This is a genomic window from Pseudomonas rustica (genome assembly GCF_049959085.1).
Lineage (GTDB): Bacteria > Pseudomonadota > Gammaproteobacteria > Pseudomonadales > Pseudomonadaceae > Aquipseudomonas > Aquipseudomonas rustica.
Genome location: NZ_CP188200.1, coordinates 3,412,755 through 3,431,228, shown reverse-complemented (window position 1 = coordinate 3,431,228; position 18,474 = coordinate 3,412,755). Strand labels below are relative to the sequence as shown.

The following is an 18,474-nucleotide window of genomic DNA, read 5'->3' as shown; positions in this document are numbered from 1 at the left end:
TTACGGGGGGAGGGCGGTAAGTGATTGTTATGCCGACGAAAAACTTTGAAATTTTTCAAAAATAAGTTTGACAGGCTTTCGATACGCCCTTAAGATTCGCCCCGTCCTCAGCGATGACATCAACGATGAGGGGCTATAGCTCAGCTGGGAGAGCGCCTGCATGGCATGCAGGAGGTCAACGGTTCGATCCCGTTTAGCTCCACCAATTTTACACTTCGAGGTCTGGCCACACCGGCCTTGAAGCGATCAGCACTCAGTGTTGGTCTGTTGTATAGAAGGGTTTGCGTCCCCTTCGTCTAGTGGCCTAGGACACCGCCCTTTCACGGCGGTAACAGGGGTTCGAGTCCCCTAGGGGACGCCAGTTTTACAGAAGTGATGTTGCAAAATGTCACTCCGCCGCGAGGCGATAAATCGGGGCTTTAGCTCAGCTGGGAGAGCGCCTGCATGGCATGCAGGAGGTCAGCGGTTCGATCCCGCTAAGCTCCACCAATTTTACAGTTCAAGGTCTGGCCACACCGGCCTTGAATCGATCAGCACTCAGCACTGATCAGTTGTATAGAAGGTTTGTGTCCCCTTCGTCTAGTGGCCTAGGACACCGCCCTTTCACGGCGGTAACAGGGGTTCGAGTCCCCTAGGGGACGCCACGATTACCCGCTCTGCGGGATTTTATAAGGGTCATTCAATTATTGAATGGCCCTTTTGTTTGTCTGGCGTTTGGCCAATTCTCTTATTTCCTAAACTGTGCTTCAGACCAGCGGTCATATCCTTGACTTGCAGAATATTATTATGCGAATAATATTCTAGTCGTAATATTCGGAGGCAACGATGAACGATAAAAAAGCTCAAACCCGCGAACGCATCCTCAAGGCTGCCAGCGCTGCACTGATCCAGCGCGGCCCGGCAGATCCTAGCGTGGGCGAAGTGATGGGCGCAGCCGGCCTGACGGTTGGCGGCTTCTACGCGCACTTCGAAAGCAAGGACGCGATGATGCTCGAAGCGTTCAAACAGCTTCTAGGCCGCCGCCGCGACTTGATTGCCGACATGGATGCCGAACTGACCGGTGAAGAACGCCGCGCGCTGGTTGCTGCGTTCTACCTGTCGCGCAAGCACCGTGACTCCAGCGAAGCGGCCTGCCCGATTCCGGCGTCGATCGGTGAGTTGGGGCGTCTGCCGGAATCGTTCCGCATCGCGCTGAACGAACACCTGGAATTGATGATTGCGCAGTTGGCGTCCAGCCCTGAGGACACCGACAAAGCCCTGGCTGATGTGGCCTTGATGGTGGGTGGCCTGGCCCTCGCAAGAGCGCTCGGCCCTGGAGATTTATCCGATCGATTGCTGCGCGCTGCCAAGTCGGCGGTGCGTTGACCTGAAGGCAACACGCCTGAGGAGAGAGCGATGAGCACGTTGAAATGGGTTCGTGGCGTTAATGGCACCTTAGGCTGGTTTGCACCGAAATTAGTGGCGAGCAAAATGCGCCTGGCGTTCATGACGCCGCGCGCGCTGCCACTGCGCGACTGGGAACTGCCGATGCTCGCCAGTGCTGAACGCATTACTTTGCGTTTCGGCCTCTCGGCATTGCGCTGGGGCCAAGGCCCTGCGGTGCTGCTGATGCACGGTTGGGAAGGGCGGCCCACCCAGTTCGCCGCGCTGATCACGGCGCTCGTCGATGCCGGTTACACCGTCGTAGCACTCGACGGCCCGGCACACGGTCGCTCACCGGGGCGTGAAGCCAACGTCGTCCTGTTCGCCCGCGCCATGCTTGAGGCCGCTGCCGAGCTTCCGCCGCTGCAAGCGGTCATCGGTCACTCGATGGGCGGCGCCAGCGCCATGCTCGCCGTGCAATTGGGCTTGCGCACCGAAACCCTCGTCAGCATCGCCGCGCCGGCACGCATTCTTGGTGTGTTGCGCGGATTCGCTCGCTACATGGGCATGCCACCGCGAGCACGTTCGGCTTTCATCCGTCAGGTCGAGCAGGACGTCGGCATGCGCGCCGCGACCCTTGACGTTGCCCACTATCAACTGGATATGCCCGGCCTGATCGTGCACGCCGAGGACGACAATTTCGTCTCGGTCAAAGAGTCGCAGCTGATCCACGAATCCTGGTTCGACAGCCGTCTGCTGCGCCTTGAGGGCGGTGGTCATCAGCGCGTGCTCGCCGACCCGCGCCTGATTGATGGGGTGTTATCACTGCTCGCCGGCCGTAGCCTTCAGGCGCGCCAATCGGCGTGAGCTCCGTTACACTGCCCCGGTTGAATAACTGACCGGGAGTGGGGCATGGGCTGGGATCGGGCAACGCCGTTTACCATTGATCTGCAAGTAGGCGCCGAAGACATCGACGGGCTGGGCCACGCGAACAACGCGGTCTACGTAACCTGGCTCGAGCGCTGCGCCTGGCGCCACTCGCAGCGTCTGGGGCTGGATCTGGTCGAATATCGGCGGCTGGACCGGGCGATGGCCGTGGTGCGCCACGAGATCGATTATCTGGCAGCGGCGTATGAAGGCGACGAGTTGCAATTGGCGACATGGATCGTCGATTGGGATCAGCGCTTGAAGATGACCCGGCACTTTCAGTTGATCCGCCCAAGCGACAACACCACGCTGCTGCGTGCTCAAACCACGTTTGTCTGCATCGAACTGTCCACCGGCAAACCCAAGCGCATGCCGGCCGAGTTTATCGAAGGCTATGGCCCTGCGATCCTGACCCCAGCCTGACCCGATCCCTGTAGGAGCTGCCGAAGGCTGCGATCTTTTGATCTTGACCTATAAAAAACAACATCAAAAGATCGCAGCCTTCGGCAGCTCCTACAAGGGATCTGCGGTTTCCCGCGATATCCAGTAAACTGCCGCACGTTTTTTCCTTAAGTAGTGTTTTCCCCATGCAAATTGCTCTGGCGCCCATGGAGGGGTTGGTCGACGACATCCTCCGCGACGTGCTAACCCGCGTTGGCGGCATCGACTGGTGCGTGACCGAATTCATTCGGGTCAACGACCAGTTGCTCACCCCGGCGTACTTCCACAAGTTCGGCCCCGAGCTGCTCAACGGCGCCCGCACCGCTTCCGGCGTGCCGCTGCGCGTGCAATTGCTCGGTTCCGACCCGGTGTGCCTGGCGGAAAACGCTGCGCTGGCCTGCGAACTCGGCTCCGAAGTGATCGACCTCAACTTCGGCTGCCCGGCCAAAACCGTGAACAAATCCCGTGGTGGCGCCGTGCTGCTGAAAGAGCCCGAGTTGCTCAACCAGATCGTCGAACACGTGCGCCGTGCCGTGCCTGCGCACATTCCGGTGACCGCGAAAATGCGCCTCGGCTTCGACAGCCCCGACGGCTCGCTGGTATGCGCCACGGCATTGGCCGAAGGCGGCGCCGAACACATCGTGGTTCACGCGCGAACCAAAATGGATGGCTACAAACCGCCGGCGCACTGGGAGTGGATCCCGCGCGTGCAGGACGTGGTAAAGGTGCCGGTGTTCGCCAATGGCGATATCTGGAGCGTCGAAGACTGGCGCCGTTGCCGCGAAATCAGTGGCGTCGAAGACATCATGCTCGGTCGCGGTCTGGTGTCGCGCCCGGATCTGGCCAAACAAATCGCCGCGGCCCGTGCCGGGGAAGAAGTGGTTGAAATGACTTGGGCGGAACTGATGCCGCTGATCCAAGACTTCTGGTTGCAAGCCAAAGCACAGATGACCGCTCGCCAATCGCCGGGCCGTTTGAAGCAATGGCTGGCGATGCTGACGCGCAATTATCCGGAGGCGACCGAACTGTTTACCGTGCTGCGCCGTGAGACTGAGCCGGATCATGTTTCGCGTTTGCTGGGTTTGCCGGTAGCAGAAGCCGCCTGAAAAAAATCTGCAAACAGTCTCTTGAAAACAAATCAGCGGTCCCTATCTAGGGGTTACGCGATGCCGAATTCGGGTCGCGGAGTCAAAAAAACTTGCTGATTGTTTTCAGGAGATTTGAACCATGAGTACTGCATTTTCCCTTGCGCCACTGTCCCGTTCCTCGGTGGGCTTCGACCGTTTCAACGACCTGTTCGAAACCGCCCTGCGCAATGAGCCAGGCAGCAGCTACCCACCTTACAACGTGGAAAAACACGGTGACGACCAATACCGCATCGTTGTAGCGGCAGCCGGCTTCCAGGAAGAAGACCTGGAACTGCAAGTCGAGAAAGGTGTGCTGACCATCAGTGGCGGCAAGCGTGATGCCAACGAAGGCGTAACCTTCCTGCATCAGGGCATTGCCCAGCGTGCTTTCAAGCTGTCCTTCCGCCTGGCCGATCACATCGAGATCAAGGCAGCGGATCTGAGCAACGGCCTGCTGAGCATCGACCTGCTGCGCGTGATTCCGGAAGAAGCGAAAGCCAAACGCATCCCGATCAATGGGGGGCAGAAGCCGGCGTTGCAGTAAGCCGAGCAATGAAAAGGGTGCCAATGGCACCCTTTTTTGTGCCCGCTATTCCAGCAACACCTTCAAATCATCCAGTGCCACCGGCCGGCTGTGCAGATAACCCTGATACAAATGGCAACCTAATCCCTGCAAAAACGCCAACTGCTCCGGCGTCTCCACCCCCTCGGCAATCACCTCCAGCTCCAGGCTGCGCGCCATCGCCACGATCGCGCGGATGATCTCGGCATCGTTCGGATCCGTCGTCGCATCACGAATAAACGACTGGTCGATTTTCAGCGTGTCCACCGGCAAGCGCTTGAGGTACGTCAGCGACGAATAACCGGTGCCGAAATCGTCCATGGCGAAGCTCACGCCGAGTTTTTTCAGACGACGCATTTTGCTGATGGTGTCTTCCAGGTTCTGGATGACGATGCCTTCGGTGATTTCCAGTTTCAGCAGCGAGCAGGGCAAGCCGTGGCTGATCATGCTGTGTTCGATTCGTTCGACGAAGTCGTTCTGGCGGAACTGCCGCGGGCTGATGTTCACGCACAGGCTGAAGTTGAGCGGGTCGACCAGTTTCAGTCCGATCAGCTGTTTGAAGGCGTCGCAGGCTTCGTCGAGGATCCACGTGCCGACTTCGAGAATCAGGCCGCTGTCTTCCAGAACCTTGATGAATTCGGTGGGCGATTGCGCGCCGAGTTCCGGGTGGTTCCAGCGCACCAGTGCTTCGGCGCCGATGATCTGGTTGTTGCGGGCATCGATCTGCGGCTGGAAGTGCACGTTGAATTCACCGCGCGACAGCGCCAGACGCAAATCGGTCTCCATGCGCAGCCGCTCGCTGGCGGCTTTCTGCATGGTGTTGTGGTACATCTGCGTGGTGTTGCGCCCGGAATCCTTGGCCCGATACAGCGCGATGTCGGCGCGTTTGAGCAGATCGGTCGGGGTCGAGCCGTGATCGGGAATCAGCGCCACGCCGATGCTCGGCGTCACTTGCAGGCGCTGGCCATCGAGGAACATCGGTTCCGAAAGCAATTCGCGGATGGTGTCGGCCAGCTCGCGCACTTGCGCACTGACTTCGTTGCGCGAACCTTCCAGACCGCTGAGCAGCACCACGAACTCATCGCCACCGAGGCGCGCGACCGTGTCTTCCATGCGTACGCTGGCTTCAAGGCGCGCGGTGATGATCTTCAACACCGTGTCGCCGACCGGATGGCCGAGGGAATCATTGATGTGTTTAAAGTGATCGAGGTCGAGAAACAGCAGCGCACCGCGCAGGTTGTGGCGCTTGAGCAGGGCGATCTGCTGGCTCAGACGATCCATCAGCAAGGCGCGGTTGGGCAGGTTGGTCAGTGGGTCGTGGTAAGCCAAGTGGCGAATTTGTGCTTCGGCATTTTTCAGCAGACTGACGTCGCGGGCGGTCAGCAGCAGGCACGCGGTTTCGTTGAGGGTGATCGGCTCGACCGAGACTTCGACCGTGAGCATTTCCCCGCGCTTGTTGCGCCCAAGCATTTCCTGATGGTGGACGCGGCCCTTGATTTGTAACTCGGCGAGTAGCGCCGAGCGCTGTTTCTCCTCGGCCCAGATGCCAACCTGATACACGGTTTTACCGACGACCTCTTCAGCGCGATAACCGGTAAGCCGGCAGAAACCGTCGTTAACTTCCAGATAGCGCCCGGAATCACGTTCGGTGATGGTGATCGCGTCGGGGCTTGAGTGAAACGCCTTGGCGAATTTCTCTTCGCTGGCCTTCAGTGCGGCCTCTGAACGTTGTTGCTGAGTAATGTCGCGCAGGGTGGTGACGATGCACGGTTGATCCCCAACGCTGATCTGCCGGCTGGAAATCACGCAGGTCAGCGACTGGCCGTCCTTGTGCTGGACGATGATCGCGACGTTGCTCAGGCCCTGTTCGCGGATCACCCGCTCGATGCGTTGCAGACTTTTTGCCGAAGCGTCCCACAGGCCGATTTCTTCGGCGGTGTGGCCGATTACGTCGCCGGCACTCCAGCCGAAAGTCTGGGTAAAGCTGTTATTGATCTCGATGAATTCGCCGCTGTCCTGGCGCGTGACGCAGATCGGGTCGGGGCTGACCTGGAACAGCGTGGCGAATTTTTCTTCTGAGGCGACCAGGCGCTGTTCGCGTTCGACTTGATCGGTGATGTCCAGCAACGTGCCGGCCATGCGCAGCGGCGCGCCGTTGTCGTCGCGGTAGAGGCGGGCGCGGCTTTCCAGATAGCGCGAGCTGCCGTCCGGCAGTTGCACGCGATAGGTCAGTTGATAATTACCTGCCGGGCCTTCGCGCAGGCTGCGGTAGGCGTCGCGCATGCTGTCGCGTTCTTCGCCGGGCACGCCTTCGAAAAATTCATCGAACGATTCATGGAACGGTTTCGCTTCAAGCCCGTGCAACTGCGCGGCGCGCGCCGAGCCGTAAAGCATGCCGCTGGGGATGTGCCAGTCCCACGTGCCGAGTTGCGCCGAGTCCAGCGCGAGGTCGAGACGTTCCTGGCTGTCCTTCAAGGCGTGTTCGGCGGCTTTGCGTTCGGTGGTGTCGAGGAAGGTGCTGAGCAGATAGGGTTGGCCTTCGAGTTCGACCTTCTGCGCGCTGAGAATGCCGTCGTGGATCTGGCCGTTGCTCGCACGGAACTGCACTTCCATGGCGATCAGTTCGCCTTTGGTGTTGGTCTTTTTGACCAGCTCGGCGCGTTGTTCGGGATGCACCCACAAACCGAGTTCCAGCGTGGTACGGCCGATGGCGCTCTGCACCGGCCAGCCGAACAGGCTTTCAAAATACTGATTGGCCTCGCTGATCAGTCCGTCTTCCTGGCGGGTGAGCAAAACCATGTTGGGGCATAGGTGAAATAGTGTGGCGAAACGTTTCTCCGAGCTGCTCAGCGCTTGCTCGCGTTGGCGCTGGTGGGTGATTTCGCGAATCACCCCGATCATTCGGGGGCGGCCGTTTTTGTCCGGCAGCAGACTCCCGCTGATCTCCAGCCAGTGCAGGCTGCCGTCAGGCCATTGGATGCGGTGGTGCATCGCTTGCTCCAGCGGCGCACCGGCAATCACCGCGTGGAAGGCGCGCACGGTTTTCGCGCGATCTTCCGGAGGCAATAAATCGAGGTATTCAAGGTCGGCCGGCAGCGGCTGGCGTGGATCGAAGCCGAACAATGCCTGCGTGCCCCGCGACCAACTGATCTGCCCGCGCTCGATGTCCCAATACCAGGCGCCGAGCCGGGCGCCGTTGAGCGCCGCGAGCAATTGCGGCGCACTTTCCCAGCTCTGCTCGGAATGCCGTGGATCAATTGCCTGAATGCGCGGCATCGGCGGGATACGGTCAACAGATTTCGGCATTGGTTACGGGCCTTGAGCTGGTTTATGCGTTAGGCACAGGGAAACGCGGCTCTATAGGAGTAGCACAAGTCAGCCGAGAGTCCCTGGCAGATCGATTTGTGCGTCCAGCAAGGCCATAAAGGCGCGAGCCGCGTTCGATAGCGTCCGTTCAGTGTGCAAGATATAGCCTAGCTGGCGCCGCAGCTGTATGCCCGGCAAAGCGATGCTTGCCACCTGATCATCGAGCATCGTGCGCGGCAGCACGCTCCAGGCCAGGCCGATCGAGACCATCATCTTGATGGTTTCCAGATAGTTGGTGCTCATGGCGATGTTCGGCGTCAGGCCCTGAGCCTCGAACAGTCGTTGGACAATATGGTGAGTAAATGTGTTGCCACCGGGGAAAACCGCCGGATGGCCGGCAATGTCCGCCAGGCTGACGGCGCCGTTGCTGATCAGCGAATGCTCCGGGGCGACCACGAAATCCAGCGGGTCGTCCCACACCGGCGTGGCTTTGACCAGCGCATGCGGCTCTGGCGCCAGGGTGATCACCGCCAACTCGGCGCGGCCATGGAGAATTTCTTCGTAGGCCACTTCCGAATCGAGGAACTGAATATCCAGCGCGACCTGTGGGTAACGGCGGGTGAACTCCCTTAATAGCGGCGGCAAACGGTGCAGGCCGATGTGGTGACTGGTCGCCAGGGTCAGGCGCCCGCTGACTTCGCCGGTCAGGTTGGTCAATGCGCGGCGGGTGTCATCGAGCACATTGAGAATCTGGTAGGCCCGTGGCAGCAGGGCGCGGCCGGCTTCGGTCAGGCCGACTTCCCGGCCGAGGCGATCAAACAGACGCACCTTCAGTTGCTGCTCCAGACCGGCGATACGTTTGCTGATCGCCGGCTGCGTCAGGTGCAAGCGTTCGCCGGCGCCGGAGAAGCTGCCGGTCTCGGCGATGGCAATAAAAGCGTTGAGGTTGGCCAGATCCATGGTGGTATTCCAGTTGGTTATCCAAAGCATAAAAAATATGAATTTGAGTTATTTAATGTAACCCCATAGGATCGACCTCACAAGCCAAAGGGTTATTGAAACGTTCAAGGCCCGGGGCATAGAAACAAGCTGATGAGGAACCGTCTGATGGCCGGCAAAACGCTCTACGACAAGCTCTGGGATTCGCATTTGGTCAAGCAGCGCGACGATGGCTCTGCGCTGATCTACATCGATCGTCACATCATTCACGAAGTGACTTCGCCGCAAGCCTTTGAAGGTCTGCGTCTGGCCGGGCGCAAGCCTTGGCGCATCGATGCCAACATCGCGACCCCGGATCACAACGTACCGACGACGCCAGAGCGCAAGGGCGGCATTGAAGCCATTGCCGATCAGGTCTCGCGTTTGCAGGTTCAGACCCTCGACGACAACTGCGATGAATACGGCATTGTCGAGTTCAAGATGAACGACGTCCGCCAAGGCATCGTCCACGTGATCAGCCCGGAGCAGGGCGCGACCTTGCCGGGCATGACCGTGGTCTGCGGCGACTCGCACACCTCGACCCACGGCGCGTTTGGCGCTTTGGCGCACGGTATCGGCACTTCCGAGGTCGAGCACGTGCTCGCCACGCAGTGCCTGGTCGCCAAGAAAATGAAAAACATGCTGGTGCGCGTTGAAGGGCAATTGCCGTTCGGCGTGACCGCCAAGGACATCGTCCTCGCAGTGATCGGCAAAATCGGCACCGCTGGTGGTAACGGCCACGCCATCGAATTCGCCGGCAGCGCGATCCGCGATTTGTCCGTTGAAGGCCGCATGACCATCTGCAACATGTCCATCGAAGCCGGCGCCCGCGTAGGTTTGGTGGCAGCGGATCAGAAGACTGTCGATTACGTGAAGGGCCGTCCATTTGCTCCGAAAGGCGCGGAATGGGACATGGCCGTCGAGTCCTGGAAAGATCTGGTCTCCGACGCCGACGCCAGGTTCGACACCGTGGTTGAGCTCGACGCTACTCAGATCAAGCCGCAAGTCAGTTGGGGCACTTCGCCTGAGATGGTTTTGGCCGTTGATCAGAACGTGCCGGATCCAGCCAAAGAGATGGATCTGGTCAAGCGCGACTCGATCGTCCGTGCCCTGAAATACATGGGTTTGACCGCCAATCAGGCGATCACTGACATTCAACTGGATCGCGTGTTTATCGGCTCCTGCACCAACTCGCGCATTGAAGACTTGCGTGCTGCGGCGGTGATCGCCAAGGGCCGTAAAGTCGCATCGACCATCAAGCAAGCGATCGTGGTGCCGGGTTCGGGTCTGGTGAAGGCGCAGGCAGAGGCCGAAGGTCTCGACAAGATTTTCCTCGAGGCCGGTTTCGAATGGCGTGAGCCGGGTTGCTCGATGTGCCTGGCGATGAACCCGGATCGTTTGGAGTCCGGCGAGCATTGCGCCTCGACCTCCAACCGTAACTTCGAAGGCCGTCAGGGTGCCGGTGGCCGTACCCACCTCGTCAGCCCGGCCATGGCGGCGGCGGCAGCGGTGAACGGTCGTTTCATCGACGTTCGCGAATTGATTTAAGGAGCGCAGCATGAAAGCTTTTACCCAGCACACTGGTCTTGTCGCGCCTTTGGATCGTGCCAACGTCGACACTGACCAAATCATTCCGAAACAGTTTTTGAAGTCGATCAAGCGCACCGGTTTCGGCCCGAACCTGTTCGATGAATGGCGTTACCTCGATGTCGGGCAACCGTATCAGGACAACTCCAAGCGTCCGCTGAACAAGGACTTCGTCCTCAACGCCGAGCGTTATCAAGGCGCCAGCGTGTTGCTGGCCCGCGAGAACTTTGGTTGCGGCTCCAGCCGTGAACACGCGCCGTGGGCGCTGGAAGAATACGGGTTCCGCAGCATCATCGCGCCGAGCTATGCCGACATTTTCTTCAACAACAGCTTCAAGAACGGCTTGTTGCCGATCATCTTGAGCGACGCTGAGGTTGATGAGTTGTTCAAGCAGGTCGAGGCTGAGCCGGGTTATCAATTGCAGGTCGATCTGCAAGCGCAGACCGTGACCAGCCCGAATGGCAAGGTGTACAGCTTTGAGATTGATGCGTTCCGTAAGCATTGCCTGTTGAACGGTCTGGACGATATCGGGCTGACCTTGCAGGACGGTGATGCGATTGCGACGTTTGAGGCCAGGCATCGGGTTAGCCAGCCGTGGTTGTTTCGCGACGCATAAGCAAGATTTGGGATTGATGTAGTCAGGGCCGGCCCCTTCGCGAGCAAGCTCGCTCCCACAGGGGAATGCATTTCAAATGTGGGAGCGAGCCTGCTCGCGAAGGGGCCAGCCCAAACAACGCAAATACAGGATGTGACCATGACCAGCACCGCCCAACACACCCAGGTCGTACAAAAGCAATTCGGTGAGCAGGCCGCCGCCTACCTGAGCAGCGCCGTTCACGCTCAAGGCACCGAATTCGCGCTGCTACAGGCTCAACTGGCCGGGCAGGGCGAGGCTCGTGTGCTGGACTTGGGTTGCGGCGCCGGTCACGTCAGTTTTCACGTGGCATCGCTGGTCAAGGAAGTGGTCGCTTACGACCTGTCGCAGCAAATGCTCGACGTGGTCGCCGCCGCTGCGATTGATCGCGGTATCGGCAACATTGCCACGGTCAACGGTGCCGCCGAGCGTCTGCCGTTTGCCGATGGCGAGTTCGACTTCGTGTTCAGCCGTTATTCGGCGCATCACTGGAGCGATCTCGGTGTGGCCCTGCGCGAAGTGCGTCGGGTGCTGAAGCCGGGCGGTGTGGCGGCGTTCGTTGACGTGTTGTCACCGGGCAGTCCGTTGTTCGACACTTACCTGCAAAGCGTTGAAGTGCTGCGCGACACCAGCCATGTGCGCGATTATTCTGCCGCTGAATGGTTGCGCCAGGTCAGCGAGGCCGGTTTGCATGTGCGTAGCACTACGCGTCAGCGCCTGCGTCTGGAGTACACCACCTGGGTTGAGCGCATGCGCACCCCCGAAGTGATGCGCGCCGCGATCCGCCAGTTGCAGCAGTCGATGGGCAACGAAGTGCGCGAATATTTTGAGATTGATGCCGACGGCTCGTTCAGTACAGATGTAATCGTATTGATGGCTGAGCGCTAAGAATTTTTCCGGGCGCGCCTCAGATGGCGCACCGACTGAAGACACGAGGAAAGCATGAGCAAGCAGATTCTGATTCTCCCAGGTGACGGTATTGGTCCGGAAATCATGGCCGAAGCGGTCAAGGTGCTGGAACTGGCCAACGACAAATACAGCCTGGGCTTTGAGCTGAGCCATGACCTGATCGGTGGCGCGGCCATCGACAAGCACGGCGTGCCATTGGCCGACGAAACCCTCGACCGTGCCCGCGCTGCCGATGCCGTGCTGCTGGGCGCCGTCGGTGGCCCGAAATGGGACACCATCGAACGTGATATCCGCCCTGAGCGCGGCCTGCTGAAAATCCGTGCGCAACTGGGCCTGTTCGGCAACCTGCGTCCGGCGATTCTGTACCCGCAACTGGCCGAGGCTTCGAGCCTGAAGCCGGAAATTGTTGCCGGTCTGGACATCCTCATCGTTCGCGAGCTGACCGGTGGCATCTACTTCGGCGCACCACGCGGCACCCGTACCCTGGAAAACGGCGAGCGTCAGTCCTACGACACGCTGCCGTACAGCGAAAGCGAAATCCGCCGCATCGCCCGCGTCGGTTTCGACATGGCCATGGTGCGTAGCAAAAAGCTCTGCTCGGTGGACAAGGCCAACGTGCTGGCGTCCAGCCAGCTGTGGCGTGAAATTGTTGAAGAAGTGGCCAAGGATTACCCGCAGGTCGAACTGAGCCACATGTACGTCGACAACGCCGCGATGCAACTGGTGCGCGCGCCGAAGCAGTTCGACGTGATCGTCACCGACAACATGTTCGGCGACATCCTGTCCGATCAGGCGTCGATGCTCACCGGTTCCATCGGCATGCTGCCGTCGGCGTCGCTGGACACCAACAACAAGGGCATGTACGAGCCTTGTCACGGTTCCGCTCCGGACATCGCCGGTAAAGGTATTGCCAACCCGTTGGCGACCATTCTGTCGGTGTCGATGATGCTGCGTTACAGCTTCAATCTGCAGGATGCCGCCGATGCCATCGAAAAAGCCGTCAGCGTCGTGCTCGACCAGGGTCTGCGCACGGGCGACATCTATTCGGCCGGTTGCACCAAAGTCGGTACGCAGGAAATGGGCGACGCAGTAGTCGCCGCGCTGCGGAATCTGTAATCTCTCGGGCCCGCTGCGAAATTCAATACAAAGCAGCGGCCCACTTTTCAAGAAGGTGTAGTTGCGATGAAACGTGTAGGTCTGATCGGTTGGCGCGGAATGGTCGGTTCCGTGCTCATGCAGCGGATGCTGGAAGAGCAGGATTTCGATCTAATCGAGCCGGTGTTTTTCACCACTTCCAACGTCGGTGGCCAAGGCCCGTCCGTGGGCAAGGACATTGCTCCGCTCAAGGATGCTTACAGCATTGATGAGCTGAAGACCCTCGACGTGATTCTGACCTGCCAAGGCGGCGACTACACCAGCGAAGTGTTCCCGAAACTGCGCGAAGCCGGTTGGCAGGGTTACTGGATCGACGCGGCCTCGAGCCTGCGCATGAACGATGACGCAGTGATCATTCTTGATCCGGTGAACCGCAAGGTCATCGATCAGCAGCTCGATGCGGGCACCAAGAACTACATCGGCGGCAACTGCACCGTCAGCCTGATGCTGATGGGCTTGGGCGGTCTGTTCGAAGCCGGTCTGGTCGAGTGGATGAGCGCCATGACTTATCAAGCGGCCTCCGGTGCCGGCGCGCAGAACATGCGTGAACTGATCAAGCAAATGGGCGCGACCCACGCCGCTGTCGCTGATCAACTGGCCGATCCGGCCAGCGCGATCCTCGACATCGACCGTCGCGTTGCTGATGCCATGCGCAGCGAAGCGTACCCGACCGAAAACTTCGGCGTACCGCTGGCCGGCAGCCTGATCCCGTGGATCGACAAGGAACTGCCGAATGGCCAGAGCCGCGAAGAGTGGAAAGCTCAGGCCGAGACCAACAAGATCCTCGGTCGCTTCAAGAGCCCGATCCCGGTCGACGGCATCTGCGTGCGCATCGGCGCCATGCGTTGCCACAGCCAGGCGCTGACCATCAAGCTGAACAAAGACGTACCGATCGCCGATATCGAAGGGCTGATCAGCCAGCACAACCCTTGGGTCAAACTTGTACCGAATCAGCGCGATATCAGCATGCAGGAGCTGAGCCCGACCAAGGTCACCGGCACCCTGAATGTCCCGGTCGGCCGTCTGCGCAAGCTGAACATGGGCTCGCAGTTCCTCGGCGCGTTCACCGTTGGCGACCAACTGCTGTGGGGCGCGGCCGAACCGCTGCGTCGCATGTTGCGGATTTTGCTCGAGCGTTGATCGCTTGAAGCAATGAAAGAGCCCGTGCCTTGAAAGAGGTGCGGGTTTTTTTATGCCGATCGTTCCCACGCTATGCGTGGGAATGCATCCCGGGACGCTCCGCGTCCCTTTACAAGCCGAACGCGGAGCGTCCGATGCGGCATTCCCACGCGGAGCGTGGGAACGATCCGGGTGGGCAGAAATTGCCTGCATGGCGGTCACCCGGTAAAGTGCCGCTCCCCCCGTTTCGCCAGAGGCTCGCACCATGACCCAGACCCTAGATATTGCCGTAATCGGCGCCACCGGTACTGTCGGCGAAACCCTCGTACAGATTCTCGAAGAGCGCGACTTTCCGGTCGGCAACCTGCACCTGCTGGCCAGCAGCGAATCCGCCGGTAGCTCGGTGCTGTTCCGCAACAAAAACGTGCGCGTTCGTGAGGTCGACGAGTTCGATTTCAGCAAGGTCAAACTGGTGTTTTTCGCCGCTGGCCCGGCCATCACCCTGAGTTACGCGGCGCGCGCTCACGCTGCCGGTTGCTCGCTGATCGACTTGTCCGGCGCCTTGCCGGCCGATCAGGCGCCGCAAGTGGTGCCCGAAGCCAACGCCGCGGTACTCGCCAATCTGAAAGCGCCGTTCCAGGTCAGCAGCCCGAGCCCGTCAGCCACCACGCTCGCGGTGGTATTGACGCCGTTGCTCGATCTGATCGACCTGCAATACGTCAATGTCAGCGCCAGTCTGGCGATGTCCGCGCAAGGTCGCGAAGCCGTTTCCGAACTAGCGCGGCAAACCGCCGAGCTGCTGAACATGCGCCCGCTGGAGCCAACCTTTTTTGACCGGCAGGTAGCGTTCAACCTGCTGGCTCAGGTCGGCACGCCGGACGCGCAGGGTCACACGCTGCTGGAAAAACGTCTGGTGCGTGAGCTGCGCCAGGTGCTGGCGCAACCCTTATTGAAGATTTCCGCAACTTGCGTTCAAGCCCCGGTGTTTTTTGGCGATAGCTTTAGCGTGACCTTGCAGTCGAAGAAGGCCGTCGACCTGGAAAAGGTCAACGCGGCGCTCGAAGCGGCGCCGGGGATTGAGCTGGTTGAGGCCGGTGATTATCCGACTGCGGTCGGTGACGCAGTAGGGCAGGACGTGGTCTATGTCGGGCGCGTGCGCAGCGGTGTCGACGACCCGGCGGAACTTAATCTGTGGCTGACGTCAGATAACGTACGCAAAGGCGCGGCCCTTAACGCTGTGCAGGTAGCTGAATTGTTGATAAAAGACCTGCTGTAAAAGATACTTGGCAACAATTTGTCGACTGATTCTAGGTGAGCGCTATGCTTGCCCGGAGCAGTTGAAAACGTGTCACCCTCCGGGACTTTCCGGGGCATCAAAGAAATGATCGCGCGCGACATCTGTCGTCGTCGCGCGCAATGCCTTACGGCAGCGACAATCAATATCTTCTCGCTGGCCGAGGAACGTTCAAACAAAGGATGAGGCTATGGTTCAAGTTCGCAAACTGGTGTTAGCAATAGCGGCCGCCTCGGCGCTGTCCTCCGGTATGGCGCATGCCCTCGGGCTCGGGGAGCTGACCCTGAAGTCGACCCTGAACCAGCCGCTGGTGGCTGAAATCGAGCTGCTCGACGTCAAGGATCTCACCGCTGCCGAAGTGGTGCCGAGTCTGGCTTCACCTGAAGATTTTGCCAAGGCCGGCGTCGATCGCCAGGCTTTCCTCAATGACCTGACGTTTACCCCGGTGCTCAACGCCAGCGGTAAAAGCGTACTGCGCGTGACGTCGAGCAAGCCGCTGTCCGAGCCGATGGTGAAATTTCTCGTGCAGGTGATGTGGCCGAACGGCCGTCTGCTGCGCGACTACAGCGTGCTGCTCGATCCGTCGAAGTTCTCGCCGCAGACGGCTGATGCCGCTGCGCAATCGGCGCCGTCGCAAACCGTCACCGCCCCAACCACTGGCGCCACGCACTCGACTCAATACACCACGACCGCCCGCGATACCTTGTGGGAAATCGCCGCGAAGGCGCGTAATGGCGGCTCGGTGCAGCAGACCATGCTGGCGATTCAGGCGCTGAATCCGGACGCGTTTATCGGCGGCAACATCAACCGCTTGAAAACCGGTCAGGTGCTGCGTCTGCCGGATTCGACACAAAGCACCGCGCTGCCACAAACCGCCGCCATTGCGGAAGTCGCTGCGCAGAACGACGCCTGGCGCTCGGGCCGTCGTTACGTGGCCAAGCCTGGCACTGGCCAGCAGCAGCTGGATGCGACCAATCGTGGTCGTGGCAATAGCGGCGCTGCGCCAAATACCAGCGACAATCTGAGCCTGGTGTCTGCCGAAAGCGCCAAGGCGCGCGGTAAAGGCCCGGCCGGCGATGCCAAGGCGCTGAGCAACAAACTCGCCGTCACGCAGGAAAGCCTCGACACGACCCGTCGCGACAACGAGGAATTGAAGAGCCGCGTGTCCGATCTGCAAAGTCAGATGGACAAGCTGCAAAAACTGATCGAGCTGAAGAACAATCAACTGGCGAAGCTGCAGGCTGAAGGCTCGGGCGCTGCGCCAGCGGCCAACGCTGCAAATCCAGCGGTGCCTGCGATCACTGCAGATTTGGCTGCGACACCGCCTGCAACTCCGGCAGAAGCGGCCGCGTCGCCAACGCCTGAATCGGCAATTGCACCGCCAGTCGATGCTCCGGTGGCGCCGACTGCCGAGCCAAAACCGGTTGTCGATGATGAGAAAACCTTCAACGAGCTGCTGACCAATCCTGTCCTGTTGGGACTGATCGGTGGCGGTGCGGTGGTTCTGCTGCTTCTGCTGTTGCTGCTGGCGCGTCGCCGCAAAGCTCAGCAGGAAGCCGAGAAACACATGCGCATGGCGCGTGCCTTGTCCGAAGAACAAGAGTTCTCCGCTGAACAGGATCTGCCGGAAAGCAGCTTCGAAGGTCTGGAAACACCAGCCGCCAGCGTCACACTCAATACCCCGGCTCCGGCTCCGGCTCCGGCTCCGGCGCCAACGCCTGCACCGGCAGCGGTTGTTGCGCCAGTGGTCATGGCCACGCCGATTGCGGCGCCGCTGGTTTCTCCAGCCGCCGAGCGTTCCGATGACGTGCTCGACAAAGCGCAATCGCACATCAATGCCGGTCGCTTGAATCAGGCAGCGGCGTTGCTGGAGGAGGGCGTCAGCCTCGAGCCGCAACGCAGTGACCTGCGCCTGAAACTGATGGAAGTCTACGGTCAGCAGGGCGATCGCGATGCGTTCGTCGCTCAGGAGCGTCAACTGGTGGCCAATGGCGATAACTTCGCCAAGGTCGAAGAGCTGAAAAGCCGCTTCCCGGCCATGGCCCTTGTCGCTGCCGGTGGTCTGGCCGCTGCTGCAGTGGCTGCCGAATTGGACGCGCAATACGTCAAAGATTTGCTGCTGGATGAGCCGGAAGCACCTGCTGCTGCCCCGGCACCGGCGGAAGATGATCTCGACAGCGCGTTTGACCTGAGCCTGGACGATCTCGACAACATCACACCGATCGAGCCTGCGCCTGTTGTTGAGCAGCAAACGCCGGAAGCACTGGCCGAACTCGACGAATTCCCGGCGGATGACGACCTGAGTTTTGAATCGGTGCTGCAACAGCAGACCGACATCAAAGAAAACCTGGACGACCTGTCGGACTTCGATCTGGATCTGGATCTCGGCGCCGAACCGTCGCCAGCCACTCTGGCCGAAGACGACTTCCTGCTGGATCTGGACGATGGCGTGAAAGACCTGTCGCCGGTTGAACCGCCCGTCGTGGCTGACGTACCGCAGGACGATCTGGAGCTGCCGGCCGATTTCGATCTGTCGCTGGCGGACGAGATGGATTCCAATCCACCGGCCGAGCCTGATGCGTTCGCGGCGGAGCTGGATGACGTCAACGCTGAACTGGATCGTCTGTCGCAGAACATCGCCGAGCCGACGTTTACCGAAGCTGATGCGGCGCTGGACGCTGATCTGGGCGAAGACGATTTCGACTTCCTCTCCGGCACCGACGAAGCGGCGACCAAACTCGATCTGGCTCAGGCCTACATCGACATGGGCGACAGTGACGGCGCGCGCGACATCCTCAACGAAGTGTTGACCGAGGGTGACGAGAAGCAGCGGGGCGAGGCCAAGGACATGCTGTCGAGCTTGTAATCAGTCCAGCGGTAAACGAAACGGCAGCCCATAGAGGTTGCCGTTTTTGTTTGGGTTTTCTAGATCAAAAGATCGCAGCCTTCGGCAGCTCCTACAGGGGAATGCGGATTTCTGTGTAGGAGCTGCCGAAGGCTGCGATCTTTTGATCTTGAGGCCTTATAATGCCCGCCTTTGCAAAAACAGCAGGCTGTCCCACCTTGGCAAACA

Annotated in this window: 14 protein-coding genes and 4 tRNA genes; 16 read left to right on the top strand and 2 right to left on the bottom strand. The window is 60.0% G+C overall.

The annotated features are described in order from the left end of the window. Positions 1–129 precede the first annotated feature (129 nt). The 9 genes from ACP3TY_RS15675 (at position 130) to ACP3TY_RS15635 (ending at position 4,401) form a co-directional block, all read left to right on the top strand. Positions 130–205, top strand: a tRNA-Ala gene (locus ACP3TY_RS15675). 80 nt (positions 206–285) lie between these two features. Further along, positions 286–361, top strand: a tRNA-Glu gene (locus ACP3TY_RS15670). Positions 362–413: 52 nt separating this feature from the next. Further along, positions 414–489: transfer RNA gene (locus ACP3TY_RS15665), tRNA-Ala, on the top strand. A 79-nt stretch (positions 490–568) separates the two neighbouring features. Further along, positions 569–644: transfer RNA gene (locus ACP3TY_RS15660), tRNA-Glu, on the top strand. Positions 645–825: 181 nt separating this feature from the next. After that, positions 826–1,365 carry a TetR/AcrR family transcriptional regulator gene (locus ACP3TY_RS15655; protein ID WP_053118906.1) on the top strand — a complete coding sequence of 180 codons (540 nt, stop codon included), beginning with the start codon at positions 826–828 and terminating at the stop codon, positions 1,363–1,365. 30 nt (positions 1,366–1,395) lie between these two features. After that, positions 1,396–2,229 (top strand): alpha/beta fold hydrolase, encoded by an 834-nt coding sequence (locus ACP3TY_RS15650; RefSeq protein ID WP_426617930.1) that lies wholly within the window; start codon positions 1,396–1,398, stop codon positions 2,227–2,229. A 45-nt stretch (positions 2,230–2,274) separates the two neighbouring features. Beyond that, complete coding sequence (locus tag ACP3TY_RS15645) at positions 2,275–2,712, top strand: acyl-CoA thioesterase (protein ID WP_053118910.1); 438 nt, start codon at positions 2,275–2,277, stop codon at positions 2,710–2,712. A 164-nt stretch (positions 2,713–2,876) separates the two neighbouring features. After that, the gene (locus tag ACP3TY_RS15640) at positions 2,877–3,836 is read left to right on the top strand and encodes a tRNA dihydrouridine synthase (protein WP_116031011.1); all 960 of its coding nucleotides are present in this window, start codon (positions 2,877–2,879) and stop codon (positions 3,834–3,836) included. Positions 3,837–3,957: 121 nt separating this feature from the next. Further along, positions 3,958–4,401 (top strand): Hsp20 family protein, encoded by a 444-nt coding sequence (locus ACP3TY_RS15635; protein ID WP_426617929.1) that lies wholly within the window; start codon positions 3,958–3,960, stop codon positions 4,399–4,401. Between the two features lie 45 nt (positions 4,402–4,446). Here the strand turns inward: ACP3TY_RS15635 and ACP3TY_RS15630 are convergent, their stop codons facing one another. Together ACP3TY_RS15630 and ACP3TY_RS15625 are read right to left on the bottom strand one after the other, a co-directional pair. Next, a complete protein-coding gene (locus tag ACP3TY_RS15630) occupies positions 4,447–7,725 on the bottom strand; it encodes a sensor domain-containing protein (protein ID WP_053118921.1) in 3,279 nt (1,092 codons plus the stop codon). Between the two features lie 69 nt (positions 7,726–7,794). Continuing rightward, entirely contained in the window at positions 7,795–8,685 is an 891-nt protein-coding gene (locus ACP3TY_RS15625; RefSeq protein WP_053118923.1) for a LysR family transcriptional regulator, read from the bottom strand. 147 nt (positions 8,686–8,832) lie between these two features. Between ACP3TY_RS15625 and leuC the strand changes: the two genes are divergently transcribed. The 7 genes from leuC to ACP3TY_RS15590 all read left to right on the top strand — a co-directional run bounded on the left by leuC (position 8,833) and on the right by ACP3TY_RS15590 (position 18,267). After that, positions 8,833–10,251, top strand: a complete 1,419-nt coding sequence (leuC, locus tag ACP3TY_RS15620; RefSeq protein WP_053118926.1) for a 3-isopropylmalate dehydratase large subunit — start codon at positions 8,833–8,835, stop codon at positions 10,249–10,251. Between the two features lie 10 nt (positions 10,252–10,261). After that, complete coding sequence (gene leuD, locus ACP3TY_RS15615) at positions 10,262–10,906, top strand: 3-isopropylmalate dehydratase small subunit (RefSeq protein ID WP_053118928.1); 645 nt, start codon at positions 10,262–10,264, stop codon at positions 10,904–10,906. Between the two features lie 138 nt (positions 10,907–11,044). Further along, the gene (locus ACP3TY_RS15610) at positions 11,045–11,812 is read left to right on the top strand and encodes a class I SAM-dependent methyltransferase (RefSeq protein ID WP_400750451.1); all 768 of its coding nucleotides are present in this window, start codon (positions 11,045–11,047) and stop codon (positions 11,810–11,812) included. A 54-nt stretch (positions 11,813–11,866) separates the two neighbouring features. Next, positions 11,867–12,949 (top strand): 3-isopropylmalate dehydrogenase, encoded by a 1,083-nt coding sequence (gene leuB / locus ACP3TY_RS15605; RefSeq protein WP_053118931.1) that lies wholly within the window; start codon positions 11,867–11,869, stop codon positions 12,947–12,949. 66 nt (positions 12,950–13,015) lie between these two features. Continuing rightward, positions 13,016–14,128 carry an aspartate-semialdehyde dehydrogenase gene (gene asd, locus ACP3TY_RS15600; protein WP_212550458.1) on the top strand — a complete coding sequence of 371 codons (1,113 nt, stop codon included), beginning with the start codon at positions 13,016–13,018 and terminating at the stop codon, positions 14,126–14,128. A gap of 244 nt (positions 14,129–14,372) precedes the next feature. Next, entirely contained in the window at positions 14,373–15,383 is a 1,011-nt protein-coding gene (locus tag ACP3TY_RS15595; protein ID WP_426617928.1) for an aspartate-semialdehyde dehydrogenase, read from the top strand. Between the two features lie 208 nt (positions 15,384–15,591). Next, positions 15,592–18,267: a FimV/HubP family polar landmark protein gene (locus ACP3TY_RS15590; protein WP_426617927.1), complete on the top strand. Its 2,676-nt coding sequence runs from the start codon at positions 15,592–15,594 to the stop codon at positions 18,265–18,267. Positions 18,268–18,474 lie beyond the last annotated feature (207 nt).